Source organism: Niallia circulans, from assembly GCF_003726095.1.
Classification (GTDB): domain Bacteria; phylum Bacillota; class Bacilli; order Bacillales; family Cytobacillaceae; genus Niallia; species Niallia circulans_A.
The window spans coordinates 2,085,002-2,110,242 of sequence record NZ_CP026031.1; the positions used below are offsets into that span (position 1 = coordinate 2,085,002).

Genomic DNA, 25,241 nt, shown 5'->3' on the forward strand with positions numbered 1-25,241 from the left:
TAGAATAGGAAAAAGGGAAATGATCCATCCAAGGACCATTTCCCCCTTTCACATTTTCGCCATAAAAAACAATATGTAGGAAGGATGTTTCCAAGTTTTCTCCTAGAAGCATTTATCTTGCAACTGCAAAACTGCTTTACTGAGGAAACATCTCATTTTTTCTTACAATAAAAGAAAATTCGCTCTGCCTTTTCATCTAATATATCTTGAGAAAAATCGGCTTCAACTTTCAATAAAGTAAACCCAGTTTGTTCGAGCCATTCCGAATATTGGTCAACGGAATAAGTTCGTTGAAAATGGAGTTCATCATATCGACGATACATTCCTGAGGCTGCATCTAATTCAAAAAAACTTAAATCATGTTCAACACTATTGGGATATTCTCCTTCATAGCATTGCCATATAAGGCTTAAATCCTCATCATTGACTGTATAGGTTTGATTGATAAATAATTGATTCATTTTATACAAGGAATGCACATCAAATATAAATAAGCCTTTTTCATCTAAATGGGCATAAACACTTTCAAAAGTATTTATGACTTCTTCTTCGGTTCTTAAATAGTTGATGGAATCACAGCAAATACAAATAAGATCGAAAACGGGTAAGCCCTCTAGCTGAGACATATCTTGTTCTATATAAAATACAGATTCTCCTGCTTCCATTGTCTTCGCTTGAGCAACACTTAGCATATCCTCCGATAAATCAATCCCAGTTACATTATAACCAGTCTGTGCCAGCCTAATCGATAACTCTCCTGTTCCACAGGCTAGGTCTAAAAGGTTTGCTCCATTAACTTTATAATCGGCTGCTGCCTTTTTGATAAGCTGTATCCACTTCTCATAAGGTACATCATTCATTAAGCGATCATAAAGATAGGCAAACTGCTCATAACTCATTGACTGATCACACTTTCCACATTTTCCACTGGTGCATCTCCCCAAAGACGCTCTAAATTGTAATAAGTTCTTTCATCGCGGTGAAAGACATGGACAATAATATCTCCTAAATCAACTAAGATCCATTTTGCCTCATTATAACCTTCAAAACGTTTAACCGTAATTCCAAGTTCACCAGACTTTTCTTTAATTTCATTCGCAATAGCCTGTACTTGCTTGTCAGAATTACCATGACAGATTACGAAATAATCAGCAACAAGAGAAATACCTTTCATATTTAGGGCAACAATATTCTCTGCTCTTTTGTCATCAGCTGCCTTTACAGCAGTCCATAATAAAGTACGTTCATCCATTCAATCAACCTCCATTTTTATACAATAACTGTTATATGTTTCAAAGCTTAAAGGAAATACAGCTCGATTATTCCGAATAAGAAACATAATCGTGTTTTTCACCGCTTGCAAAAAAGCTCTTTCTAAACTCACTTCTGCCAATTCTCTTACTTCATCTACCCCTGGAAAAGCTCGGCCAGGTTCAATATAATCGGCTAAATAGACTATTTTTTCTAGCATACTCATTTCAGGTCTTCCTGATGTATGGTATCTAATAGCATCTAATATTTCTCTATCTTTTATTCCGACTTCTTTCTCAACTAAAAAAGCACCAACTGGAGCGTGCCAAAGTTCTGAATGAAATAATAAAAGATTAGGATCCATATTTTGCTGTATGATAATCTTTTTCATTTCATCCTTTGGGCGAAATTTTGCGTAATCGTGAAAAATCGCTGCTATTTCTGCCTTTCTAGCATCTCCACCGTACTTATTCGCTAACTTAATTGCTGTTTCCATTACACCGATTGTATGAATATAACGCTTTTCCGTTATTTGTTCTTTTACTATTTGTAATGCTTCTTCACGATTCATATAGACGATTCTCCTCAATATATCTCTTTACTTCATCTCTGACTAAAAAGGAAATGGTTTCCCCTTCCTTAACCCTTTCACGAATTAAGCTCGAAGAAATATTTATATCAGGAACCTTTACATACTGCACTGGGTAAGCCGTTTCTAGTTGATATTTAGGGCGGTTCACACTTATGAATTGTACAATTTCCATAAGTTCTTGAATTTTATACCATTTTGGCAAATATTCTACCATATCGGCTCCAATTATAAAATAAAAATCATTGTCTGGGTAAGCCTCATTTAAAAGCTTCATCGTATCATACGTATAGGATTTCCCCTCTCTGTCTAATTCCATCGTTTCGATGCGAAAAGAGGAAGTGGATTCTATTGATAATTGTAACATTTCTACTCGTTGAGTATTTGTTACCGTCCCTGTTTTTATTTTATGTGGAGGTTCTTGATTTGGCATAAACCATATTTCATCTAATTTTTTTGCGTGCAGTACTTCATTTGCTATAATTAGATGTCCTATATGAGGAGGATCAAACGTCCCTCCCAATATTCCAACTTTTTTCAAAAAAATCGCCTCTTCTACCGACTTATGATGGTAAATTTATCGTTTTATTTTCTTTTGATTCTTTATATAATACAATTGTATTTCCTATAATTTGAACTAGCTCACTTTTTGTTCCATTTACTAATTCACTTGCTACCGTATCTTTATCCTCATCACAGTTTTGCAAAATACTTATCTTTAATAGTTCTCTAACCTCTAATGCCTCACTAATTTGTTTAATCATATTGTCATTAACGCCACCTTTTCCTACTTGGAATATAGGGCTCAAATGGTGTGCTTTTGCTCGTAAAAACCTTTTTTGTTTACCTCTTAACATGATGATCCTCCTAATTGTGTTAAAACATTTTGTCTCATTCTAGCTGTATCTGGGAAAATTCCTTGCCATTTCTCAAACGCTAAAGCTCCTTGATATACAAACATATCAATTCCATTTTGCGTTACAGCGCCTTTGGCTTTTGCATCTTTTAATATTTTTGTTTCTAATGGATTATAGATGATATCACTAACGAATGTGCCCTGCTTCAAATTTCTTACTTGAATAGGCGAAACATCTATCTTTGGTGACATTCCAATGGAAGTTGTTTGGATGATAAGATCATATTCCTCAAGATTTTTGTCCACTGAAGCAACTTCCAGTATATTTGTTACAACTGAAAAAGGACACGCTTCTTTCAGCCTTTCTGCATTTGAAAGCGTACGATTACAAATATCTATATGGTGTACTCCATAATTAGCTAGTGAAAAATAGATTGCTCTTGCGGCACCGCCACTACCAATAATCAATGTTTTTTTCTGCTTCAAGTTAGATAGCTGGTCTAATAGACTTCTTAAATACCCTTCCCCATCCGTATTATACCCAACCCACTTTCCATTTTTACAAACCACCGTATTAACTGCGCCAATCGCTTCACTCAATGGGTCTAGTTCATCCAAAAAGGGAATGATTGCTTGTTTATGGGGGACGGTAACATTAAAGCCATCTATATTACTATCCCTCAAACTTTTTAGTCCCATTTCGAGCCTCTCTGTTTTAATATGCATTTTTTTCATTTCAGCATCCAAACCATAGAAATGAAAAAGATCATTATGCATAACAGGTGACATCGAATGCTGAATTGGATCACCAATTACTGCATAGTTCTTCATAAATAGCTGCTCTCCTTTTCCCCTTGCTTTATTGCAAAACAGATTATATCAACGATTTACGCAACAAGGCATGTACCCCTTTAGGCACATAAACAGAAACTTGAATATTCGGTTCATTAATCGTTATCCAGCCTAAGCCTGAAAACACAATATCTGTTTTTGGTTCTTTTATAGAAAAATCATGCCTTACCAACTCTGGAAAAGCCTCCAAATGCTCTCTGTTGGGAGGTGTCAATAATTCACCTGCATGTTTTTCATACAGCTCATCTGCCTTTTCCAACTTCGTCCGATGGATCGTTATTTCATTAGAGAAATAGCATACAAAGCTACTGCGCTCGCCTTTTACAAAATCAAATCGAGCTAGCCCGCCAAAGAATAATGTTTGTTGATCGTTTAATTGAAAAATTCTCGATTTTATTTCTTTTTTTGGCGTGATAATTTTCAAATCTTTTTTATCAACAAAATGAGCCATTTGATGGTGATTAATAATTCCAGGGGTATCCACTAGGTATTTACCATCCGACAATGGAATTTCAATGATATCTAGCGTTGTACCAGGAAAATGTGATGTTGTAATTACATTTTCTTCTCCAGATACCTCTTTAAGAATTCGATTAATAAAAGTAGATTTCCCTACATTTGTACAGCCCACTACATAAACATCTTTTCCGTTACGATGATATTCAATTGCATCCAGTACTTCTTTAATATTCTTTCCTTTTTCTGCACTGACAAGGTATACATCTTCTGGTCTCAATCCTAAATCCTTTGCTTCTTTTTTCATCCAATTGATAACCTTATGGTGTTTCACCGATTTTGGTAAAAGATCTACTTTATTTCCTATTAGTATTACTTTATTGTTCCCAGTAAAACGATGAAGACCAGGTAACCAGCTTCCATTGAAATCAAAAATATCTACTAATTTTACTATTAGGCTGTCACTTTTCCCTATTTCATTTAGAATCTTTAAAAAATCATCGTCTGTTAAAGAAACATCTTGTACTTCGTTATAATGCTTTAAACGGAAACATCTTTGACAAATAACCTCTTCCTTTTCTAACGAAGAAGAAGGTGCATAACCTAATTCATTCTTATTCTCCGTCTGAATAACTACTCCACAGCCGATACAATGTATTCTTTCTGTCACGTATTAATCCTCCCAAGTTAATTTTCCGTTTCTACGAAACCAATTCAAAATTCTTCTTTCGATTCTACGATTAATTCTAGTCATAAACCCATCTGTTTGCGCAACAGGCACGACTAAAATAGTATGAAATCCACTACGATTCCCACCAAGAACATCTGTTAATAATTGGTCACCAATTACAACTGTTTCTTCTTTTTTTGTATTCATTTGCATGATAGCTTTTTTAAAAGCACGACCAAGCGGCTTTCTAGCAGCAAAAATAAAAGGAATATGCAACGGGTCAGAAAATGATTTTACTCTTGCTTCTTTATTATTAGAAACAATTGTGACTTTAATGTCATTTCTCTTCATTTCTGCAAACCATTCAATAATTTGAGGAGTCGCAAGCGGGCGATCCCATTCTACTAACGTATTATCTAAGTCTGTTATGATGCCTTTTATTCCTTTTTTCTTTAAATCATCTGGGGAAATTTCAAATATATTTTTAACAAACTGATTTGGCAAAAATTGATTTAACACTAAAAAACACCTCTTAATTCTTTCATTTCTATAGTTTAACCAGTTTAACCAGTATGTCTTCCTATTGTTATGGTAACCATTTTTACGATAGAAGAAAATAATATTATACCGTTTTTCTTCTTAAAGAAGATACCATATTCATTCTTTTTTTAATAATAGCAAAATAATTTTCGACAAAATACGCATTTTTCAACATATGTGGATAACATTATACACATAATACCCATTGATTTACATATAGTCCACATAGTTCTCAACAAAATAATCACAGGTTATCCACTGAACGCTGTGGATAAACGAACAGTTGTTCTCTATGTTTATTTTTGTTAAAGTAAGGATACAATATACTATCCAAAAAACTTCCAAGATTAATCCACTAAAAAAAGAAGATTAAAAGTGTTCTCTACATAGCAATTTTTTTACATAGACAAGCTAGTTTTCTGATAAACATTGTCGAATGATACATCTAGTATGCACTTTTTAATCAGCGAATTAAAAAAATCTTATTTCAACACTGAAAACAACTACATTTATATATGTTTTCTATGAAAATCTTCTCATTATATTTGAATGGAGGTGTTTCTGGCATGCGAAAACTGTCAGATGAATTATTGATTGAGTCCTATCATAAAGCAAGGGAATTAAACTTAAGCCCTGAATTTATTCGTCTCATCGAAACAGAGATTCACCGACGTTCTTTAAGCAACAAGATAAAAGTCTCCTCTTAACCCAATAAAAGTAATAATATATTCCATTTGAAAACAGCCTTGTACAAGGCTGTTTTTCTTTTAAACTATTAATTTTTGTATTCATTGCGCTTTTCGAAGCTCTCTCCAATAACCTCTCCTATTTTAACCGGATATGGAATGGAATGAAAGCCTTTCTGTTTAAATGTATTTTTTTCAAATAGTAACACAACAGTTGAGCCAAATGAAAAATAAGCAATTTCCTCTCCCTGAACTACGCGGTCTTTCTTATGGTTTAGGACGATAGAGTTAATAAACATGGCACCAACCTTCACAATACATATCCCGTTTCCTTCCTCTGTCTTTAATTCCGTTATAGACCGATAATTTTTGGAGAGGGTAGATTTCCCCCACTTTAAACCATATTTATTAACAGGATACGATTTATTTCCAAGTGTCCAACGATTTGTTACAGTACCTGTGACAGGACAGTGAATGCGATGATAATGACTTGGGCTTAAATAAAATATTAAATAAGTTCCACCAATATATTTATCCACTGTTTTTTCATCCCCAAGCATTTCATGAATAGAATACGTTTTTCCTTTAACTAAAATAGAGCTATCTTCTCTTACTTCTCCAATATCCTCAATCACTGCATCAACAGGACTAATTATTTCTCTATGATCAGCATGAATATTTCGGCAGTTGGCTTTTAATTTTCTAACAAAAAATTCATGTAAGGATCCGTATTCCTTTAGTTGTTTGTCCATTTCCTCTATATTTATTTTATAAACTTTTGCAAAGGAAGGAATTAAATATCGGCTCCATCTAGAATAAGCAAATTTCTTAATCATATAGGAACTCCATCTTCCATTTGTCAGTTCAATACAAAGTCGATAAATTGTTTCTTTCAATGAAGCAATCCTCCAATAAATAAAAATTTTTCTTTACGAATGATCATATACTAATTAGAATTATATATGATTATATAAAAAAATGGTTGTATGAAATGCAAAACATTTCATACTAGGAGTGAATCTAATGTTTTTACATGGAGTTTTAGAACAAACTATCAAGAAAATTAAAACTCAACTCGCTAATGTGTTAACTTTAACAAATATTTCATTAGGTGCTTTTGCAATTATCTATAGTTTAAAGGGACATCTCCAATTAAGTCTATTACTTATTTTTATCGCTGCATTAGCAGATAGACTGGATGGAATGACTGCCAGAAAATTTAATATCGAATCAGAGCTTGGCAAACAGCTTGATTCTATGAGTGATATCATTTCATTTGGGGTAGCACCGGCATTATTAGTGTATCAAGGGATTTTATTTGAGTTGGGAGCACCAGGATCTTTCTTTACAGTCCTTTATATTGTGTGTGGCGCTTTTCGATTAGCTCGATTTAATATTACGGAAAGTCATGGCTTTTTTACAGGCCTGCCGATAACAGCAGCTGGCTGTATTTTAACCTTTAGCTGTCTATTTTTTACTTTTATACCGAGCCATATTTATTTATTTCTTATGCTTATTCTTTCCATCTTGATGATTGGCAGTTTCAAATGGAAAAAAATATAAGCATTTACTAAAGCTATTCATCAAAAAATGAAGACCTCCTACACACCAGCAGCTTTTGGTATGTAGGAGGTCTTTTATCTATATTCCTTTTAAACGAATGCTGTGGTTCTAGTCATTTCTATATAATCCTATAAAAAGACCTTTCATTCATTCGTTAATGCTAAAAATTCTTCTACATCCTTAATACAAAGATCTATAGCACTATTCCAGAAATCCTCTTTTGTTAAATCAATTTGAAGATGCTTAAATGCCAATTCTTCTACTGTCATGCTTGCTGTATCTCTTAATAGGGCAATGTATTTCTCTTCATAGCCCTTTCCTTCCTCTAATGCTTTTGCATAAATTCCAAGTGAAAATAGAAACCCAAATGTATAAGGGAAATTATAAAAAGGTACACCTGTAATATAAAAATGCAATTTTGAGCCCCAGAAAGAAGGATGGTATTCCTCTAAAGCATCCCCATATGCTTCTTTTTGGGCATTAAGCATTAACGTATTTAATTGCTCCTTTGAAATTAATCCATTCTGACGTTCTTCATAAAATCTTGTTTCAAAAAGAAAACGAGCATGAATATTCATTAACAAAGCTATAGATCGCTGAATTTTATCTTCCAATAATACTAGCTTTTCATCCTCTGATTTAGCAGCCTTTAAAGCTGCATCGGATACAATCATTTCCGCAAATGTAGACGCTGTTTCTGCGACATTCATTGCATAATTTCTATTTAATGTGTGCATATCGCGCATAGCGTATGTATGAAAGCCGTGCCCTAATTCATGGGCTAAAGTTGAAACATTTGATGGCGTGCCAGAATACGTCATAAAAATACGTGACTGAGCACTTTCAGGGAAATAGGTGTGAAAGCCTCCTGGTCTTTTCCCTTTTCTATCTTCTGCTTCAATCCATCTCTCTTCAAATGCTTTCTTTGCGAATCCTGACATTTTCGCACCAAATTGCTCGAAATGCTTAATAATAAATTCGGCACCTTCTTGGTAAGACATTTTTGTTTCTATTTTACCAAGAGGAGCATCCAAATCATACCAGCTTAATTTTTCTAAACCTAACAATTTAGCTTTTCTATTTAAAAATTGTACAAATGGCTGTTTTTTCTTCGAAATTGCATTCCACATCGCCTGCAATGTTTCTTCTTGCATCCGATTAATCGCTAAAGGTTCTTTTAAGAAACTAGTCCAGCCTCTCATCCCATAAACATTTAATCGGAAACCAGCTAAATGGTTTAATGTTTTTGCCAGAATTTCCCCATTTGCATCCCATGCTTTTTCCCATTCTTTAAACACCTTTTTTCTAACCGCGCGTTCAGGGTTTGAAAATTTATTAGCAGCTTGTCCAACGGAGAGATATTCTTCATCAAAAGGAATCTGAATTTTTCCAACGATGGTATCATACATTTGGCCCCAGCCATAATAGCCATCGACACTTAACTTATTTATCAGTGTTTCTTCTTCTTCGGATAATTTTTCTTTAGCAGCCGCTCTTCTTTCTGACAGGACAAAATAAAGTTCTTCTAGATTACTGCCTTTGAACAAGGAATCCCATTCCATATCACTATATAAGGATAATTTCCCATCTAGAACCGTTAATACATTTTGAAACGCAGCACTTAATTCAGTTACTCTACCTCTTAAAGCGCTTGCTCCTTTATCTTCCATATTCTGTGCCTCTAAACAACTGACAAAAGCACCTGCTTGTCTTACTTTCTTTACGACTACTTCAAACTGATTCACAATTTGCTGCAATGAATCTTTGTCCGTCTCCTGTAATGGCTCATACTTATGTACATATGCTGATAATTTGTCAATTTCATCCATAGACAAAGCTAAATGCTCTCTAAACTCTTGAGAATTACTTCCTCCAGGAAATAATCCTTCTAAATCCCATGTAGCTTGATATTCTTCTATCTTCACTTTTCTCCATCTCCTTCCACTGTTACTACTATGTCATTATAGTTTGACTATCGAAATATTTCCATTCTTTCTGTTAAAATAGTTAAATATTTCTGATAACAAAAGAAAAAGCATCGTTATCTAAAACAGATACATGATGCTAGAATCTATATGAATTAACCTGTTTGTATAGGAATTACTATATTTACTATTAGAACATCTAACTTTTTCGTCTTTTTCTCTTAGCGATAAAAGCCACCGAATGCCCAAAAACCCCAAAATAGAATGATAACAATAAAAAGAATGATTAAAAATGCGTACCAGAAACCACCAGCACCACCATATACACCGCCATAAGCAGGATAAGGGGCACCACCATAGCCAAAAGGTGCAGGTCCAAATCCACCAAGCGGAACAGCTGCTGGTACTTGATTTGGGTATCCATAACCAGCCATTCATTTTCCTCCTCTCTTTCTATAAAATATTCTTAATTTGTTGTGAATGTTTTAGGCAATTGTCCCATTTCTAACTTTTTCCTATATATCCGCAAATAAATGTTGTTTACTTACGAGATATAAACACATGAAACCCAGCTTCCTTCGCTTTTTCTGCTAAACGCTCTGCGTTCTTTCTATTACTAAATGCCCCGATTTGTACTTTAAACAGATTGTTTCGAAATAAAATAGCTGTATCAAATCCCTTTTCAGCTGCTTCCATTGCCTTTTTTTCTGCATTTTCCTTTTCCTTATATGCTCCAATTTGTACACGATAGATCGGTGGTTGATTTTTCTTCTTCTGCAAAGAAAAAGCCCTTTCTAATCCTTGGACATGCCCTTTAGCAATTTTTGTAATAAAATTACTATCTTTTAACTGATTCACATCTGCTACTGTATCAATGAAGCCATTTTCTGTTAACAAAGCGGGCATGGTTGTTTCTCTTAATACATGGAAATTTGCATTTTTCTTTCCTCTATCATTAAATCCTGTCTCATCTATTACTTCCTTATGAATGTCATTCTGATAAGTCGTCGTAGGTGCACCAACTCCCGGATAAATATAACTTTCGAAGCCATTACCCCCACCTGCATTTACATGAATAGAAAGATAAAAATCAGCATTCCAGTTATTAGCAGCATTCACTCTTGCGGACAAACTTACGGCTGAATCATTATTGCGACTCATCCGAATTTCTACATCTTCATATTCATTCAGAAGAAACCTTCTAATCTGTTGAGCAATACTTAAGGTAATATTTTTTTCTTGCAGTCCATTTCCTACTGCACCTGAATCTGAACCACCATGACCAGGATCGATAAAAATTTTAACCATGCTTTTCACCACCTTTCTAATAGTATAGATAGATGGTGAAAATTCGCTTGTTTAAAAGCCCATATACCGAATGTTAGATTCTAGCCCTATTATCTGCGGGAAAATGCCGGCATAATAGGCAGAGTTGAAAAAACAACAATTTTCTCTCTTGATTTATTTTTTTATGAAAAGATAATACTCTCTCTTTCTGTATTCTCGATAAATTTCACCTCATGAATGGAATCATTTTCATCACAATAATAGATGGACTTACTTATAATGGAATTCTCATTTTCTCCAAAACTAAAAAACACGATAAACTTAACCAATCCTTTTTGCAAACCTGCTATGTCAATGCTGTCATTTTCAGCAGTAAATTGATATGGTGTGTTTAAACCCAAATCAAATCTCCAAACTTCATTGTTATATAATTCCCCACTTACTACTGCATGCTTCATCGTGAAATAGGAGTTGATATCAGCTTTCTTTTGCATACTTCTTACCGCATCTTTTAGCTCAGAAATGGAAATTTCGTCCCCCTCTTGATATGTAACATCCTGTAAATCATCTATATTAGGAATGGGCCAGAAATTGTTAATCAAGGATATCAATAATGTAATGAATAGTATATGTCTCATAAACATAGGTCTTCAACCCCTTCGATGAACTTTAATCTTTTCTGCTTTTAGCAGATTTATATTTCATGTATATTACAAATGTTATAAAACATTTACAAGAATTGAAAAATTTTTTTGAGACATTTTTTGCATTCTAAGTTTGTACCTGTTCCCTTTTTTTATAAAAAAGGAAGGCCTGTACCTTTCTAACGATATGATTAACCCACTTTAAAAATGATTAAATTTTCCAATTACGCAATCGTTCTTCCTTTTCTTATTCGCATACTTCTAAAGGACATGCATACAATGTATGGAAGGAGGAGAGCACAAAATGAAAAAAATCTCTTTAATATCCATAATCATTCTATTGGGTTTTATTGCTTACATAGAAACACCAACCGCAAAAATTAACAAAAATAATGTTCTCTTTTACGGAGCTATAAAGGAAGAGCAAGAAGTTAGCAGTAATGGAGATGAAATATTTGGAGCTCCTGATCTTGAATATAAATTAGAAGAAACAAAAGAAGAGGATGGGTTTATAGTGGAAGTTTACCGTGAATATGAAATTTATAAAAATCGGCAAGGCGAAGTTGTAAAAACGGTAGCAACCGACAATACAGAATCCCTTCATTATGCAAAAAATAAAAGATAGAATAAGCCGCTTAGTCAAATGTTAAAAAACGAAGCGACTAAGCTGCTCTTCTATCCCTTAAAATACCATTATTGATGTGTCTATATAAACGATTTCCTCATAAGAATGCAAATCTATAGAACATCCTTATGTAAAGTTTTTATTCATTTTTTCGCTTTTTTTCCTTTTCTGCTCGATAAAATTCATGGAACATCTTCATCAATGCTCTTTTCTCTATTCTTGAAACATAGCTTCTTGAAATTCCTAATTCTTTTGCAATTTCTCGTTGTGTTTTTTCCTTCTTTAAATCTAGACCAAACCTGCCGATGATTACTTCTTTTTCTCTTTCATCTAAAACATCAATATATTCCTTTACTTTCTCCAGCTCCATATTCAACTGAATCGTATTCACAACATCTTCCGATTCTGATTTCAGCACATCAATAAGACTGATTTCATTCCCCTCTTTATCTTGACCAATTGGATCATGCAAGGAAACATCTTTTTTGGTTTTTTTCAAGGCTCTTAGATGCATAAGGATTTCGTTCTTGATTACAATAGGGTACTACATTAAAAGATTTGTATATTTATAGTCTCACTGTCTACAACAATTACTTCTTTAATTACCCTTCTCAATATTTCTTGTTTGTGCTCAAAAGAAAATTCGTTTTTCTTATTCTTCATAAACATATTGATCGCAGATTCCAAGGCAACCACACTTGGTTCTTTACCTGCAGCTACTTCATTTTCATTTAACATTTCGTTATACTTATCTTGTAACTTCTTTTCTTTTATTTGAAGATTTCTTATTTGTTCTTTGATTTCTTCCAGATCCATATCATCATCTTCACTTAGGCTGACAAGTTGGAATAAACGCTTGCGGCCCTTTTTAGCTTTTTCTATTTCTGCTAAGACGTATTCCATTTCTTCTTTTAAATAGGTCTTTTCATCTTGTTCTCTAAATTCAGCAATTTTCTTTGGATCGCTGAGTAAATCCACTATAGTGTCCCACACATACTTATTTAATTTGTTTTCGCTTATCTGTTTACCGCATCCCTTTGATTTTGAACCAGCATAGTTTTTACGACATGTGTAAATAAAAAAATCTTTACCGTGTGATTTCGTTTTTTTACCTGTCATAGTTCCTCCGCAACGATCACATCTTACTAAACCAGATAATAAATAATGATGAAAGCTAACTTTTGTTTGGCGTCTTCTCCCCTGCTCTAATAGGGACTGGGCATATTCAAATTGTTCTAGTGAAATAATTGCAGGTATCTCCGTTTTTAACCATTCTTCTTCCGGCCTGATTTTTCCATATTCCACTTTTTCCCCTGCTTGTTTTTTTACATAATTACCAACCGTATCATATTTGTTCTGATAATAATTACCTGTGTATGCTTCATTCATCAATATTTGACGAACTACTTGCCGATGCCAGACCTTTGCACCACGTTTTGTTGGAATACTTATATCTGTCAGGTGAAGAGCAATACCATTTATACCCTGAAATTTACTGTTAGGATTGGTGTAATAGTCAAAGATCATCCTGACTACTTTTGCTTCCTCTTCATTTATTTCGTATGTTTCTTTCTCTTTATTATAATGGTAGCCATATAAATGATTGTTCTTAACAACCTTGCCAGACTTGGCTTTTCGATATCTTCCTGTCATAGTATTATGTTTAATCTTAGCTTTATCAAATTCAGAAAAGGCACCCCTAACTTGGAAATACAATTGTCCTTCAGCGTCGTTTTTGTAATCACTTCTGACAAACTGTAACTCTACGTTATTCTTCTGCAGTGTCTCCGTAATCATTAGCTGTACTAATAACTTTCTAGATAACCTGTCAGGATCATAACATATCACTTTATGAATAAGTCCCTTTTCAATATCGTCTTGTAATCTAGTCAACGCAGGCCTATTCATTATTTCGCCAGTTATTCCTTCATCAACGTATTTTAGGTATTCTTCATTTCCAGCTAATTGAATACACTCTTCAATCTGGCCGTTTATGCTGAATCCCTTTAATTGTTCCTCTGTCGACACCCTTGCGTAAATCCCTATCAAGATTATTTTGCTCCTCTCTATATTTCTTTACAATATAATGATAGCAATCTTGGATAACTTTATTCGTATTAGGGCCCTCGATAATGTTGACCTTCATGTTGTCATCACCTCATTTATCTATATGAAGTGATGGCTCGTATTTATTAGTCCAAAAAAATTATTATAATTGATCTTCAGCTTTGCTTACTTTGACATCTAGTACTCCCGATATATAACTCCTCTTATTTAATAATTGATGTAATTCACTGTAAAATGTGTTGAGTTTTCTTATATAACAACAAACGGGGCAGGTTAGTATAAGTGAAAGTACTCACAAATTTGGTTCATTGTCCTATGAGGGGTGCCATAAAATCATAGTAATATCTACTCATTATGCTATTTTTCCAAATAATTAACATTTCCCAAAAAGGTATTTAATACCAAAAGTAGAATAAGTACATTGTAACTAACAGTTATAAAAATTATTAAAAAAGGAGTGTTCCCAAAAATGAAAATTAAGCAACTAGTTCTGAGTGCTACTGCAGCAATAGCTATTGTAGGTGGTTCTGCTATTCCAACTTTTGCTGCATCAGGAAATACTGAAAGCCAACTAACTTCAGCAAGTAACGAACTATCTACACTATATGTGGATTTAAGTGCATATGCAGATTCATCAAGTGTTACTATAAGTCCGCCTGAATGGAAAGCGGTGTCAGGAGCTGTGGTTGGTAAAGGACAGTATGGTAAAATAAAGCTTTATTCAACTGGGATTGCAGGTTTATCTGTGCAAGAAAAGATCGGAAATAACTGGGTCACTATGGGCGGTACTGGTTTAAGCTTGTTCGAAGAGGGTGGCGAAGCTACACTAGACTATTGGATGGAAAAAGGTAAGGAGTATAGGATCGAGATAATCTCAGGTACTGCGCAAAAAACAACTGGAACTATAAGAAATTCTCTATAAAAATACACTCATTGAATCGATTTCAAACTTATTTCCCATGTACTTAAACTTAACGGGTTCGTTTGTTAAGTAAGTATCCGCCGGTAGAACCGGCGGTTTTAATTTCGCCCTATAAGGGCACTTTACCAACGAAGCCCCTAAAGGGACCTCTAAATTGACCGCCAACCGTTTACTCTCCCTACTTATCTTTAAATGGATCGACGTATTCTCGTTTGCTCATATTATCTCGCAAACGGTCCTCTGCTTCTTGCTCTCGTATATACTTTGCAATTGTTTTTTCGTTTAATCCAACCGTACTTACGTAATATCCTTTCGCCCAAAACGTTCGATTTCCATGATTATATTTTAAATTTGCATGTCTATCATGGATCATCAATGAACTTTTACCTTTTAAATATCCCATGAAATACGAAACAGACATTTTCGGTGGTATTTTTACCAGCATGTGTATATGATCTGGCATGGCATGTGCTTCCATTATTTCTACATCTTTCATTTCACATAGTTTTCTCAATATAGCACCTATATCTTTTCTTAATTTCCCATATACTACTTTCCTTCTGTATTTGGGAATAAATACGATATGATACTTACAATTCCATCTTGTATGTGATAAACTATTGTCGCTCGACATGAGCAGAACTCCTCTCGTTATTTGAAGTTGGTTTGACGGCCATCTTCTATTATAACGATTGGAGTTTTTTTCTAATACGACTCTACAAGTTTTATTTTCACACAGGCAGAGCCTGTGGTTTAAAAAGAGTAAATTAAAAGAAAAGCCTCCTCTATTGAGTAGGCTTTTCTTATGCGTGCAGCTTATAGTGTTTAGTAATGTAGGAGGCAGCTATATAGAATATACAATTATCTCCTATTATTTTGGTCTATAAATCCCTCTACCCTAAAGTATGATAAGTGATCAGAATTTAGAAAACAAACAAGAAATTGATACAGCAAGTGAAATTCGTAAATCAAAGAATTGCTGGATGATGGGATTATTACTGTAGAATAATTTGAGAATAAAAAATATCTTTTAGACTTTTATAAAAACATCCCGTAAGATGGGGCACAGTTCACATACGATTCAGGTCTTTTTTATCATTTCTTTTTGTCTATTTTTGTCGAATCTATAGTATTATTTCCCTTTAAACTATAAAATGTATAGTGCTAAATAGATATAATTTCATAGTTATATAGGGGGAAACTACATGAAAGTTTGGGTTGCTGTTCTAAGTATACTTGGTGGAATTAGCGGTATTATCTCAGGAATACTTGTTACTGCTGGAGGTGCTTTTACTGAATCTGCTGATATGGCCAATGACGGAGCTTCTGTATTTTGGTTGAGTATTTTAGCTATATTTGTAGGATTTTTATCATGGGTACCAAAATCAATTGTTAGAAAAGTATGTGGTGCTTTATTAATCATCTATTCATTCTATGGATTCGTAATCAATGGATTATTCTTTACACTAGCATTCATCTTTTTACTAATTGCTGGATGCCTTGCATTATTCATGAAACCTAAATCAACAAAGACGGTTAATGCTTAATAAAAAAGACCCTTCTCAAACGAGTTGGGTCTTTTTTATTAATTTCCTCTTTGTCTATTTTTGTCGAATCTATAGTATTATTTTCTCTATAAATGTAAAATACTTGTTGCTAGATAGATAAATATAGGAAATTAGGGGGAAATCATCTTGGCAAAAAAAGAAAAAGTAAAAAAACCATTTTATAAAAAGTGGTGGGTTTGGTTATTAGCGGTTATCCTTATCGGATCCTTAGCAAATATGGGCGAAGATAATGATCAAACCGCTCCAACTACAGACGAAAAGACAAGTGAAGAAGTAGCTTCAACAAATGATAGTAGTGAAAAAGCTGGAAAAGAAGAAGCAGAGAAGAAAGCAGCAGAAAAAAAGGCTGCAACTGAGGAAGCCGAAAAGAAAAAGGCTGAAGAAGAGAAAAAAGCCAAAGAGGAAGAAGAAAAGAAAGCTAAAGAAGAAGCAGAAAAGGCAAAAGCTGAAGCTGAGAAGAAAGCTGAAGAAGAAGCAGCAGAGAAGAAAGCTGCGGCCGCTGGAGTTGAAGGTGCTAATGCTTTAAATGCTGCTAGAGGATATATCGACTACACTTCTTTCAGTCATAAAGGACTTGCTGATCAATTATCATTTGAAGGCTATTCACAAGACTCAATTAACTATGCTATGGAAATAATGGACACGGAAGTAGATTGGAACGAACAAGCAGAGCTGACAGCACAAAGCTATCTGGATTACACAAGTTTTTCACAGTCTGGACTTGTTGACCAACTAGTATTTGATGGATTTACTAATGAACAGGCACAGCACGGAGCAGACTTTGCATTTCAATAATAATAGTAATCCCCACTTACAAAGAGCGGGGATTTTTTTTGTGCATCGTTTATAAAGTTCCAATGACTAAGTCAAATGTTTTTTCAAAAAGGCTTATGCATGCAATAATTCCCCTGCTCTTTTTTGAAGGAAGCAGCTAAAATGGAATCAACTTTAAAGATACGTGGCTGTTTCCTCGCTAAGCAATATGCCTTTATATATGTTTCGGTTACTCTATTTACTAAAATTGATCTTTGAGACACAGAATTATCTTTCTTAATATAGATACTCTCAATTGGTTTACCTTCCACAAATGCTCTTTTTAGTTGCTTTATCATCTTAAGCTACCTCCTTTTCCAATTATTATATAAGAACTTTAGTTCGAAAATAACATTAAAATCGAACGATTGTTCTTATATAATAATCCTATCAAAAAGGAGTTAGGGATATTTAAAAGACCGTGATACTAAGAAGTGGGTTGCAATTATGTTACCAGAGCATGTTGCAGGTGTAAAAGAAGTTATTGTGAGAAATAATAAGATTGAGAAGCCTGGAACTAGACGAAGATAAGTGGAGTGATATAGACGTATTGATCCATGAAGCAATGGAATATAATCAGCTTCTTAAATACAGTCTATATAATAATGGATACATAAACACTTTGATTGGCCGTACTGTTTATATTGACTATCTTAATAATCAGTTACGTATACAAGATGAAAAAGATTATATACATTACGTATCATTTAGAAAATTAGTTGATGTAGAAAAAGCATAAACGGAGCAGAAATAATGAGTAGATTATCTGAAGACGATAGAAACATATTTGAAAATGCTATATACTTACCGATGCTTCTTACAGTACTTGATCGTGATTTAAAAGTTGCTAATGCAGCTCCCTTTAAGCTTAGGCAAGTCTATATAAACTTAATCGAACACACGATGAAACAGGTACAAAAAGATATGCGTGAAAACAATAATAAGATGTATAAACGTAGATGGAAGTTAGTAAAAGGTGAGAATGATGGTTATTTTACCGAGTATAATTTCTATTTCAATGGTTTTCACGAAGTGCATAGATATTTTAATGACAACTTACGGAATAACACAGTAAAGCTACTTAATTATTATTTTTTGCATCGTCATTTAGATTGATCTTTTACAGGAAATTGTTCTAAGAAGGGCCTCGTTATAAAGGGACACGTATAGGGGAAATTAACCGCCGGTTCTACCGGCGGTTGCTTACTTTCTCTATCTTTTAATCTTCTTTTTGTTTCTAATGCTAGTGAAAATTAGTGAACCAACACTGAATATAACCCCTAACAACAAATTATAGAGGAATTCTAAATTATTTGTATTAGAGACACCAAATAAAATAGAAATCAATATTCCAAATAAAAATCCAGCGAACATCACATACAATTTACTATGATTTTTAAAAATTATAATTTGTTCTAAAATCATGCTAAGTATAATAACAATTACACTTAAATAAATAACCTGATAAAAAATTATTGTTATTATATATTCTGTACCAAATTGGTAAATAAAAACAAGAGAAAAAACGATTATATAATATACAATACTAATCAGATACGCCTTAATAAAATTCATATTATCAACTTTCTCTTTAAAATTGGATTTTAAATGAAGCATTTGGCATTACTGGTACTAAATACTCAAATCCTTTATTTTTAGCTTGGAAAAGAGTTGCTCGCATATCAGTATTAACCTGATACATAAATGGCCACATCACAAGCTAAAAAACTTAAAATTAAAACAATACGAGGTGTGGCAATAGCAACAATAATTGGTGTAGCTATTGATTTTGCTCTAAACTATAGTAATCTAGGAAGTATAATAGCAAATGTTATTGAAAGTAAAGATTGGTATAAAAAGAATGGATGGATTGATATCACAAAATGAGATATTTAGGATATTTATTATACTTCATTATTGCGACTATTTTATTTTATTACACAAGTGAATTTGTATCAAATCAAGAAGATGGTTCTGTGGGACAATACGCTGGCAGAATTATACGTGTGTTGATTCTCCTTTTGACTGGATACTTAGTAGCTCTTAAATTTAAAAATAGAGCATAAGTCATCAATGGATTTTATTAAAAGTATCAGCATGAATGCTGTGTAAATAACATTCATGCTGATACTTTTTTTCATAGGGTACATTATTGAAACTCCATCCCCGTTACTTTATGCGGATTATTTGTTTTGGATAAATAAGGTCTTTTTTTTGATACTTGGATTTAACTTCAAAATAAATATATTTTCTACTAATGTTCTATATCCTTAAAAAAATCATTCCTCATTCCTCCTTAATTAGTAAATAATTTCTCATGTTCTGGAAAAATCCTAGAGTATATATGAATAAATTTAGTCTGTTTGTATTTTTATTACTTATTATGTGATATTTGTAACTACGCCTTAAGAATTTCCACATATTATTAACAATATTTTACAAGGAAATTTTATAGAAAAAGAGAATTAGTATAGTGTAACGTTACAAAAATATAATTATTAAGGAGTGTTTAGGAATGATCGTAAAAAAAATCGCAATTAGCGCCATTGCAGCACTAGCTTTTGCAGGTCCAGCCATTCCATCCTTTGCTTCAGCGTCAGCAATCACTGAAAGTCAACCAGAAAAATCAGTTGTAGCTCCTTTTGCATTAGTCGATAATTATGTTTACAAAACAGAAAATGTATTTGCAAATTCTTATACAGAAAACGGTATTACTTGGTATCTTAAAGGTATTACTTATTCTGGTGGATATTATATTGGGCATTATCAAGCTAATATCTAATTTTGTTCAATAATAATAAAAAGCTTATTAAACATAAGGTTTCGGGCTGTCGCAATTTGGCAGCCTTTTTTTATTTTATAGGTCTTTAAGAACATTTAGTATTAAAAAGCCCCTACTCCGAAGAACAGGGCACCCATATTAATATTCATCTATTACAAAACTTACAATCTCATCAAACATTATATATTCTGTTCTTGATTTGATATTCCCAGTTGTTACATTTAGTTTAAATTCATAATATGGCTTACCTTCTCCTTTTTTATCTAACCAAGCTATGAAATTATTAATCTCAGTTCTAGATAAGTCATATTCATGCAAGTCACCAGTAGTGGTAGTTAATTTAAGGATACCTTTATTACCTTCTACTTCTGCTTCATTAACTGTCACTTCAGTTGTTGCTTTTAGATTACTACCGTCAGTAGTTTATGCTGTAATAGTGACCTTCCCGGGACTTTTTCCAATTACATTTCCATTATCATCTACAGTCGCAATTTCAGGATTACTACTTGTCCATTTAATGGTTTTATTAGTTGCGTTCTCTGGTTCAATTGTTACCACTAACGATTCGTACGCCCATGCTGCCCCTTCTCCTCCGGTTGCAGTTCCGTTCAAGGATATTTCAATAAGATATAAAAGACCAAGTAAGTATCCGCCGGTAGAACCGGCGGTTTTAATTTCGCCCTATAAGGGCACTTTACCAACGAAGCCCCTAAAGGGACCTCTAAATTGACCGCCAACCGTTTACTCTCCCTACTTATCTTTAAATGGATCGACGTATTCTCGTTTGCTCATATTATCTCGCAAACGGTCCTCTGCTTCTTGCTCTCGTATATACTTTGCAATTGTTTTTTCGTTTAATCCAACCGTACTTACGTAATATCCTTTCGCCCAAAACGTTCGATTTCCATGATTATATTTTAAATTTGCATGTCTATCATGGATCATCAATGAACTTTTACCTTTTAAATATCCCATGAAATACGAAACAGACATTTTCGGTGGTATTTTTACCAGCATGTGTATATGATCTGGCATGGCATGTGCTTCCATTATTTCTACATCTTTCATTTCACATAGTTTTCTCAATATAGCACCTATATCTTTTCTTAATTTCCCATATACTACTTTCCTTCTGTATTTGGGAATAAATACGATATGATACTTACAATTCCATCTTGTATGTGATAAACTATTGTCGCTCGACATGAGCAGAACTCCTCTCGTTATTTGAAGTTGGTTTGACGGCCATCTTCTATTATAACGATTGGAGTTTTTTTCTAATACGACTCTACAAGTTTTATTTTCACACAGGCAGAGCCTGTGGTTTAAAAAGAGTAAATTAAAATAAGGACAATCAACTTTTTTTTAAAGCCTCTTGTCCTTTTGCGCTATTTAATTCTTTATTTACAAATGCACATAATAATCCGGTCACATAATCGGCAAGCATGACTACTAACAGTACTGATACAGCTAGACCAAACCCCCCACCATTACTGACCAAATCCCTCCAATAACACCTATTGCAAAACTTAATCCATGTTGTTTTTCCATTTTCCCCTTATCCTTTCATAGCATAATAAAAAGCCATCGTTTGATGACTTTTAGCCAATATATAGTTTTAACTAAAACAACTTACTCATTTTTCGTTTCTAAATCATGGACTTACCTTCTTAAAAGGGATAAAAAAGAGCCCCCATAATAAGGACTCTTGGACTCTTTAAACCTATAAATTTATTAATCTTCGCTAACGATTTCGGATATTTCAGATTCTACTTCTACTGGACTCTTAATACTACCTATTTCATCAGATAATACCCCAGAAGAATTATCTCCCCAACCATATACTTTTCCACTTTCACCTAATGCAATTACAAAATTTTGTCCAACAGATATATCTGTAACTTTTTCTGGAAGATTTATTTTCTCTTTTTTAGACAATGTTCTTTTACTTGTATCACCTAAACCTAGTTGACCATAGCTATTTTCTCCCCATGCATAAACTTCACCATTTGAAGTTAGTTTGTAGAAAGATTTATTACCTACATACAATTTTGACTTCGAAGTATGCTGTTCTTTACTTGGTTCAATTACATCGTTAAAAATTTGAATACTATCTAATTGTCCTTCAAAGTAATAACTAGTAGCAACATCTTTAGTGACAGCTTTTCTACCAATTCGTAAATTACTTGTCCCTTTTTCTACGGCTTTTCTTGCATTGCCAGTTATATCAGGTTTCGAGAAATCATCAATATAGATTTTTACCGCATCACTTTTTGTAGTTCCATCCCAAACGACCAGGATATCATGCCATTCACCATCATTTACTGATTTGTTAGATATAATATCAAAATTCCATGTGGAATTCTTATTCCCATTTGAATTAACATATTTTATCTTCCCATTATTTAAAAACACCGAAGTACCAAAATCTTCAGTCCCATTTGTTTGCGATAATATAGCCGCAAGTTCTTTTTTACTACTAGTCTTAATTTTAAATTTTATACTTTGCTTATCACTAGGAATGACAGGTTTATTGAAATCAATATAATCACTAGTCCCATTAAAACTTCTAACTTTTCCCTCTGGACCATCGACTAACTTAGTTCCATTTGCTGTACCTTTATATGAACCTTTTGAATCAGTGACTGTTGTTCCATTATCATTGTCAAAATTATACTCTGCAATAGGCGTTGGATTCTCTGTTGTTGCTGAGATATGAGAAGAACCTTCTGTTAATACAAAAGAAACTACTAATACCAGTGCTAAAAATAAAGCTAAAATCTTTTTCACAATATTTCCCCACTTTCAATATGTAATTATTCCCAAATAGATTAACATTGTAAAGGTAGTTTGTCTAGTTCTTTAAACCTGTTACTTTTCACCTAAAACTCATGTGAATATTGTAATAATTACAAAAAAGACTCCTCCTTGTGGAAGAATCTTTAAATATATTTATTAATGCTATCATTTCAGAAAATTATATGCTTCAAAAATATAATTTTCGTTACCTTTATCTTTCTTTTGCTTTTGTTTTTTTCTTTTCAATAAATCATTTATAAATGTTGCTTTCATAAATATCACCTCTACTAGTTATATTACATACCTATTGGTTTGTTATCCCTCGTTTTCATTTTAGCTATATTTTGCTCCAATTGTTATTTTACTATTTCCACATATCCCTTCCAGACATAATAAAAAGTCTATTCGGCTTCTTTTTCCTACAAGTGATTCAATCACTTTCTCTATGACTTTATCTTTCAAACTTTCTATGTCGCTGCTAATCGGTGAATATTCCTCAAATGTAAGTGGGATATACCCGTTTAACTTTATTGTTTGATGTTCATGTGTTGCAAAAAAGTTAACATTACCCCCGCTAACTGGAATGTTTTTGATATCAGATAATTGTTTTACTGTTTTCACTATCCCCATTTTCTGCAACACACCCTTTACTTTGCTCATAAGTGATTTAAACATTTAATCACCGCCTACTAAAATTTAAGTCCTAACTTTTTCAAATTGTCGTTAACAAAGTACTGGAATCCATCGCAAGTATGGTCATCTACTTTAATAACTTTCGGATCATCTGTCTTTTTAGACTCAGCATCCCATTGATACTTTTTATGCTCTTCAATAAATATCTTGTTATTATCTGTGTCCAAATAAAAAAACCTACCCTGTGCGAGCAAGTCTTGAACATTATCAATCATATCGATTTTCTTTTTCTTAGCAACCCGATTTAACCGAAGGTGATAATCTTTGTATATTTGATTTCTTAATGCTCCTTCTGCGCTATCAATGGTCATTTTATCGATAGGACGATGATATTCTTTTCGAATCTTATCAAGCCATTCTTTATAATCCTTTGATAGTTCACTTGGTGCTTTCTTTTCCACTTTGTTATCTGGACTATAATACCAGGTATCTAACAAAATAACGTTTCTCCGCTTAGTAAAACCAAAAGCTAAGTGAGTTGTAGCAGATACTTGGTGCCCTGTATCGGATGCTGTACTAATCATTAAGATATCATCATTAGTTGGTAATTCGCTTAACTTTTTGAAATGGTTCATGTTGTATACCATTTATCATCACAGCCATAGAAATAAAAGGCTGTATTTGTTGCCTTATGCTTTATCATTAGTAGACTCTTACCAAAGTAAAATTCCTCTTCTACTTTTAGCATATAAATGGCCCATTTTATTTGTTCGTAAATAGAAGTTGATAAGTACTTACCGACTTTTCTTAAACATACAACATTGCCTAATGGATCATTAAGGAAATCCGTAACAAGCTTTAAGCTAATTACAGACGATTTCATGGAAGAACGTCCGCCTTTAGCAATTATATGAGACTGTTCGGCTAACCATAAGGAGTAGAAGTTCTTATTGATGAGGTCGGTTATCTTAATTAGATTCATCTTCTAATACCTTCCTCATTTCATCCTCGTTGGTTATGATAACTGTTTTAGATGAATCTATAAAATCAATGTAGTTCACTTCTACCATGATTGGATTGCCATCTTCATCTTCCAAAGGACCAAAGGCTCCCATCGCTTGACTTCTTTTTTACCGAATTTTGCAAAGTCTGTTGCATCTGCGAAAGCTATATCAATGTATTTTTGAAGTACATCTTTAGCACCTAGCTTCAACTCATTCATTTGTTCTTCTTTTATTCTATCAATTTCTCTTGCAATCTTAGGATTTCTTAGATGGCGGTGCCCTTCTACCATAGCAGTCGAATAAGCACAACCGTAAGCCTTTTGATAGGCCTTAGTAGCATTAAAGTATTTAAGATGATAAATGCAAAAAAGCCTTTGTTTGTCCGTTAGTTCGTCCGAGTTAATAAAGGTTCCTGTTTTTCACTATTCTGTTTTCTCTGCAGCTTTTGCTGTTTGTTATTCTTTTGTTGTACAACATTGTCTTTGTTATCCTGTCCCCATTTATCACGAGACTTCCAGACAGCCACTTTCTTCTCGTCTATATCGAGTTGATTTGCTATCTTCTCTATTTGTTATTTCTCCGTTGCGTTCTTTCCATAAATTATACGCTTTATCTCTGTTTGGATCTCTTGCTCTCGCCATTTACATCACCACCACTCCTTTCGTTATATTGTTTTGAACAAAAAAAGAGCCGCAGGGACTCTTAAATA

Annotated in this window: 36 protein-coding genes and 2 pseudogenes; 9 read left to right on the forward strand and 29 right to left on the reverse strand. The window is 33.5% G+C overall.

Features of this window, described 5'->3' with window-relative positions:
- Nucleotides 1-152: 152 nt before the first annotated feature.
- From C2I06_RS10150 to C2I06_RS10185, 8 genes are read right to left on the reverse strand one after another with little or no spacing between them, the layout of a single operon-like run.
- On the reverse strand, nt 153-899 hold the full coding sequence (locus tag C2I06_RS10150) for a class I SAM-dependent DNA methyltransferase (protein ID WP_123257997.1): 747 nt from the start codon (nt 897-899) through the stop codon (nt 153-155).
- Entirely contained in the window at nt 896-1,252 is a 357-nt protein-coding gene (gene rsfS / locus C2I06_RS10155) for a ribosome silencing factor (protein WP_095334273.1), read from the reverse strand. The genes C2I06_RS10150 and rsfS overlap by 4 nt, the downstream gene beginning before the upstream one ends.
- Nucleotides 1,253-1,822 (reverse strand): bis(5'-nucleosyl)-tetraphosphatase (symmetrical) YqeK, encoded by a 570-nt coding sequence (gene yqeK, locus C2I06_RS10160; protein WP_095334274.1) that lies wholly within the window; start codon nt 1,820-1,822, stop codon nt 1,253-1,255.
- Nucleotides 1,812-2,381, reverse strand: coding sequence for a nicotinate-nucleotide adenylyltransferase (locus tag C2I06_RS10165; RefSeq protein WP_095334276.1), 570 nt, complete (start codon nt 2,379-2,381; stop codon nt 1,812-1,814). Before C2I06_RS10165 ends, yqeK begins: the two co-directional genes overlap by 11 nt.
- 22 nt (nt 2,382-2,403) lie before the next feature.
- Complete coding sequence (gene yhbY, locus C2I06_RS10170; RefSeq protein WP_016202941.1) at nt 2,404-2,697, reverse strand: ribosome assembly RNA-binding protein YhbY; 294 nt, start codon at nt 2,695-2,697, stop codon at nt 2,404-2,406.
- Nucleotides 2,691-3,527, reverse strand: coding sequence for a shikimate dehydrogenase (gene aroE, locus C2I06_RS10175; protein WP_123257998.1), 837 nt, complete (start codon nt 3,525-3,527; stop codon nt 2,691-2,693). Before aroE ends, yhbY begins: the two co-directional genes overlap by 7 nt.
- A gap of 43 nt (nt 3,528-3,570) precedes the next feature.
- Nucleotides 3,571-4,674, reverse strand: a complete 1,104-nt coding sequence (gene yqeH / locus C2I06_RS10180; RefSeq protein WP_123257999.1) for a ribosome biogenesis GTPase YqeH — start codon at nt 4,672-4,674, stop codon at nt 3,571-3,573.
- Nucleotides 4,675-4,677: 3 nt separating this feature from the next.
- A complete protein-coding gene (locus C2I06_RS10185; protein WP_328588029.1) occupies nt 4,678-5,211 on the reverse strand; it encodes a YqeG family HAD IIIA-type phosphatase in 534 nt (177 codons plus the stop codon).
- A gap of 569 nt (nt 5,212-5,780) precedes the next feature.
- Here C2I06_RS10185 and C2I06_RS10190 point away from each other — a divergent pair.
- Nucleotides 5,781-5,921, forward strand: coding sequence for a sporulation histidine kinase inhibitor Sda (locus tag C2I06_RS10190; protein ID WP_016202937.1), 141 nt, complete (start codon nt 5,781-5,783; stop codon nt 5,919-5,921).
- Nucleotides 5,922-5,989: 68 nt separating this feature from the next.
- Here C2I06_RS10190 and C2I06_RS10195 read toward each other — a convergent pair whose 3' ends face one another.
- Nucleotides 5,990-6,796 carry a phosphatidylserine decarboxylase gene (locus tag C2I06_RS10195; protein ID WP_095334283.1) on the reverse strand — a complete coding sequence of 269 codons (807 nt, stop codon included), beginning with the start codon at nt 6,794-6,796 and terminating at the stop codon, nt 5,990-5,992.
- Nucleotides 6,797-6,923: 127 nt separating this feature from the next.
- Between C2I06_RS10195 and pssA the strand changes: the two genes are divergently transcribed.
- Nucleotides 6,924-7,463 carry a CDP-diacylglycerol--serine O-phosphatidyltransferase gene (gene pssA / locus C2I06_RS10200; RefSeq protein ID WP_095334284.1) on the forward strand — a complete coding sequence of 180 codons (540 nt, stop codon included), beginning with the start codon at nt 6,924-6,926 and terminating at the stop codon, nt 7,461-7,463.
- A 143-nt stretch (nt 7,464-7,606) separates the two neighbouring features.
- On the opposite strand, the gene C2I06_RS10205 is transcribed toward pssA, so the two are convergent.
- The 4 genes from C2I06_RS10205 to C2I06_RS10220 all read right to left on the reverse strand — a co-directional run bounded on the left by C2I06_RS10205 (nt 7,607) and on the right by C2I06_RS10220 (nt 11,319).
- On the reverse strand, nt 7,607-9,388 hold the full coding sequence (locus C2I06_RS10205) for a M3 family oligoendopeptidase (protein WP_123258000.1): 1,782 nt from the start codon (nt 9,386-9,388) through the stop codon (nt 7,607-7,609).
- 221 nt (nt 9,389-9,609) lie between these two features.
- A complete protein-coding gene (locus C2I06_RS10210) occupies nt 9,610-9,822 on the reverse strand; it encodes a sporulation protein YjcZ (RefSeq protein ID WP_095334286.1) in 213 nt (70 codons plus the stop codon).
- A gap of 106 nt (nt 9,823-9,928) precedes the next feature.
- Entirely contained in the window at nt 9,929-10,696 is a 768-nt protein-coding gene (locus tag C2I06_RS10215; RefSeq protein WP_123258001.1) for an N-acetylmuramoyl-L-alanine amidase, read from the reverse strand.
- A gap of 161 nt (nt 10,697-10,857) precedes the next feature.
- Nucleotides 10,858-11,319, reverse strand: a complete 462-nt coding sequence (locus C2I06_RS10220; RefSeq protein WP_095334288.1) for a hypothetical protein — start codon at nt 11,317-11,319, stop codon at nt 10,858-10,860.
- A 304-nt stretch (nt 11,320-11,623) separates the two neighbouring features.
- Between C2I06_RS10220 and C2I06_RS10225 the strand changes: the two genes are divergently transcribed.
- Nucleotides 11,624-11,944 (forward strand): hypothetical protein, encoded by a 321-nt coding sequence (locus C2I06_RS10225; protein WP_095334289.1) that lies wholly within the window; start codon nt 11,624-11,626, stop codon nt 11,942-11,944.
- A 139-nt stretch (nt 11,945-12,083) separates the two neighbouring features.
- Here C2I06_RS10225 and C2I06_RS10230 read toward each other — a convergent pair.
- The 3 genes and pseudogenes from C2I06_RS10230 to C2I06_RS25005 form a co-directional block, all read right to left on the reverse strand.
- Nucleotides 12,084-12,476, reverse strand: a pseudogene (locus C2I06_RS10230) (sigma-70 family RNA polymerase sigma factor); the annotation flags it as partial.
- A 17-nt stretch (nt 12,477-12,493) separates the two neighbouring features.
- The gene (locus tag C2I06_RS10235) at nt 12,494-13,972 is read right to left on the reverse strand and encodes a recombinase family protein (protein WP_275068607.1); all 1,479 of its coding nucleotides are present in this window, start codon (nt 13,970-13,972) and stop codon (nt 12,494-12,496) included.
- Nucleotides 13,923-14,090 (reverse strand): hypothetical protein, encoded by a 168-nt coding sequence (locus C2I06_RS25005; RefSeq protein WP_164463662.1) that lies wholly within the window; start codon nt 14,088-14,090, stop codon nt 13,923-13,925. Before C2I06_RS25005 ends, C2I06_RS10235 begins: the two co-directional genes overlap by 50 nt.
- A 390-nt stretch (nt 14,091-14,480) precedes the next feature.
- Here C2I06_RS25005 and C2I06_RS10240 point away from each other — a divergent pair, with 390 nt between their 5' ends.
- Nucleotides 14,481-14,933 (forward strand): hypothetical protein, encoded by a 453-nt coding sequence (locus C2I06_RS10240; protein WP_123258003.1) that lies wholly within the window; start codon nt 14,481-14,483, stop codon nt 14,931-14,933.
- Nucleotides 14,934-15,111: 178 nt separating this feature from the next.
- On the opposite strand, the gene tnpA (C2I06_RS10245) is transcribed toward C2I06_RS10240, so the two are convergent.
- Nucleotides 15,112-15,567 (reverse strand): IS200/IS605 family transposase, encoded by a 456-nt coding sequence (tnpA, locus tag C2I06_RS10245; RefSeq protein WP_095330205.1) that lies wholly within the window; start codon nt 15,565-15,567, stop codon nt 15,112-15,114.
- Nucleotides 15,568-16,138: 571 nt separating this feature from the next.
- On the opposite strand from tnpA (C2I06_RS10245), the gene C2I06_RS10250 reads away from it, so the two are divergent.
- The gene (locus C2I06_RS10250; protein ID WP_123258004.1) at nt 16,139-16,480 is read left to right on the forward strand and encodes a hypothetical protein; all 342 of its coding nucleotides are present in this window, start codon (nt 16,139-16,141) and stop codon (nt 16,478-16,480) included.
- A 147-nt stretch (nt 16,481-16,627) separates the two neighbouring features.
- Nucleotides 16,628-17,296 (forward strand): Ltp family lipoprotein, encoded by a 669-nt coding sequence (locus C2I06_RS10255; RefSeq protein ID WP_123258005.1) that lies wholly within the window; start codon nt 16,628-16,630, stop codon nt 17,294-17,296.
- Nucleotides 17,297-17,379: 83 nt separating this feature from the next.
- On the opposite strand, the gene C2I06_RS10260 is transcribed toward C2I06_RS10255, so the two are convergent.
- Nucleotides 17,380-17,613 (reverse strand): WYL domain-containing protein, encoded by a 234-nt coding sequence (locus C2I06_RS10260; RefSeq protein ID WP_123258006.1) that lies wholly within the window; start codon nt 17,611-17,613, stop codon nt 17,380-17,382.
- 203 nt (nt 17,614-17,816) lie between these two features.
- Between C2I06_RS10260 and C2I06_RS10265 the strand changes: the two genes are divergently transcribed.
- The 3 genes from C2I06_RS10265 (at nt 17,817) to C2I06_RS10290 (ending at nt 20,096) form a co-directional block, all read left to right on the forward strand.
- On the forward strand, nt 17,817-18,053 hold the full coding sequence (locus C2I06_RS10265; RefSeq protein WP_249928300.1) for a YolD-like family protein: 237 nt from the start codon (nt 17,817-17,819) through the stop codon (nt 18,051-18,053).
- 14 nt (nt 18,054-18,067) lie between these two features.
- Nucleotides 18,068-18,430 carry a YhjD family protein gene (locus C2I06_RS10270; protein WP_123258007.1) on the forward strand — a complete coding sequence of 121 codons (363 nt, stop codon included), beginning with the start codon at nt 18,068-18,070 and terminating at the stop codon, nt 18,428-18,430.
- 1,399 nt (nt 18,431-19,829) lie between these two features.
- The gene (locus C2I06_RS10290) at nt 19,830-20,096 is read left to right on the forward strand and encodes an LCI fold-containing protein (RefSeq protein WP_123258011.1); all 267 of its coding nucleotides are present in this window, start codon (nt 19,830-19,832) and stop codon (nt 20,094-20,096) included.
- Between the two features lie 138 nt (nt 20,097-20,234).
- Here C2I06_RS10290 and C2I06_RS10295 read toward each other — a convergent pair whose 3' ends face one another.
- From C2I06_RS10295 to C2I06_RS25500, 11 genes and pseudogenes are all read right to left on the reverse strand, one after another.
- Nucleotides 20,235-20,483 carry a hypothetical protein gene (locus C2I06_RS10295; RefSeq protein WP_123258012.1) on the reverse strand — a complete coding sequence of 83 codons (249 nt, stop codon included), beginning with the start codon at nt 20,481-20,483 and terminating at the stop codon, nt 20,235-20,237.
- A gap of 36 nt (nt 20,484-20,519) precedes the next feature.
- Nucleotides 20,520-20,708: an Ig-like domain-containing protein gene (locus C2I06_RS10300; RefSeq protein ID WP_206427993.1), complete on the reverse strand. Its 189-nt coding sequence runs from the start codon at nt 20,706-20,708 to the stop codon at nt 20,520-20,522.
- A gap of 138 nt (nt 20,709-20,846) precedes the next feature.
- A complete protein-coding gene (tnpA, locus tag C2I06_RS10305) occupies nt 20,847-21,302 on the reverse strand; it encodes an IS200/IS605 family transposase (RefSeq protein ID WP_095330205.1) in 456 nt (151 codons plus the stop codon).
- A 148-nt stretch (nt 21,303-21,450) separates the two neighbouring features.
- Nucleotides 21,451-21,597: a phage holin family protein gene (locus C2I06_RS10310; protein ID WP_164463663.1), complete on the reverse strand. Its 147-nt coding sequence runs from the start codon at nt 21,595-21,597 to the stop codon at nt 21,451-21,453.
- A gap of 233 nt (nt 21,598-21,830) precedes the next feature.
- The gene (locus tag C2I06_RS10315) at nt 21,831-22,886 is read right to left on the reverse strand and encodes a LamG-like jellyroll fold domain-containing protein (protein ID WP_123258015.1); all 1,056 of its coding nucleotides are present in this window, start codon (nt 22,884-22,886) and stop codon (nt 21,831-21,833) included.
- A gap of 342 nt (nt 22,887-23,228) precedes the next feature.
- Nucleotides 23,229-23,570 carry a hypothetical protein gene (locus C2I06_RS10320; RefSeq protein ID WP_123258016.1) on the reverse strand — a complete coding sequence of 114 codons (342 nt, stop codon included), beginning with the start codon at nt 23,568-23,570 and terminating at the stop codon, nt 23,229-23,231.
- A 14-nt stretch (nt 23,571-23,584) separates the two neighbouring features.
- Nucleotides 23,585-24,510 (reverse strand): annotated as a pseudogene (locus C2I06_RS10325) (PBSX family phage terminase large subunit).
- A complete protein-coding gene (locus C2I06_RS25010; RefSeq protein ID WP_164463664.1) occupies nt 24,497-24,643 on the reverse strand; it encodes a hypothetical protein in 147 nt (48 codons plus the stop codon). The pseudogene C2I06_RS10325 and the gene C2I06_RS25010 overlap by 14 nt, the downstream one beginning before the upstream one ends.
- Nucleotides 24,592-24,936, reverse strand: coding sequence for a terminase small subunit (locus C2I06_RS10330; RefSeq protein ID WP_123258017.1), 345 nt, complete (start codon nt 24,934-24,936; stop codon nt 24,592-24,594). Before C2I06_RS10330 ends, C2I06_RS25010 begins: the two co-directional genes overlap by 52 nt.
- Nucleotides 24,918-25,100, reverse strand: coding sequence for a terminase gpP N-terminus-related DNA-binding protein (locus C2I06_RS25950; RefSeq protein WP_338134289.1), 183 nt, complete (start codon nt 25,098-25,100; stop codon nt 24,918-24,920). Before C2I06_RS25950 ends, C2I06_RS10330 begins: the two co-directional genes overlap by 19 nt.
- A complete protein-coding gene (locus tag C2I06_RS25500; protein WP_235850368.1) occupies nt 25,036-25,173 on the reverse strand; it encodes a phage terminase small subunit-related protein in 138 nt (45 codons plus the stop codon). Before C2I06_RS25500 ends, C2I06_RS25950 begins: the two co-directional genes overlap by 65 nt.
- Between the last annotated feature and the right edge of the window lie 68 nt (nt 25,174-25,241).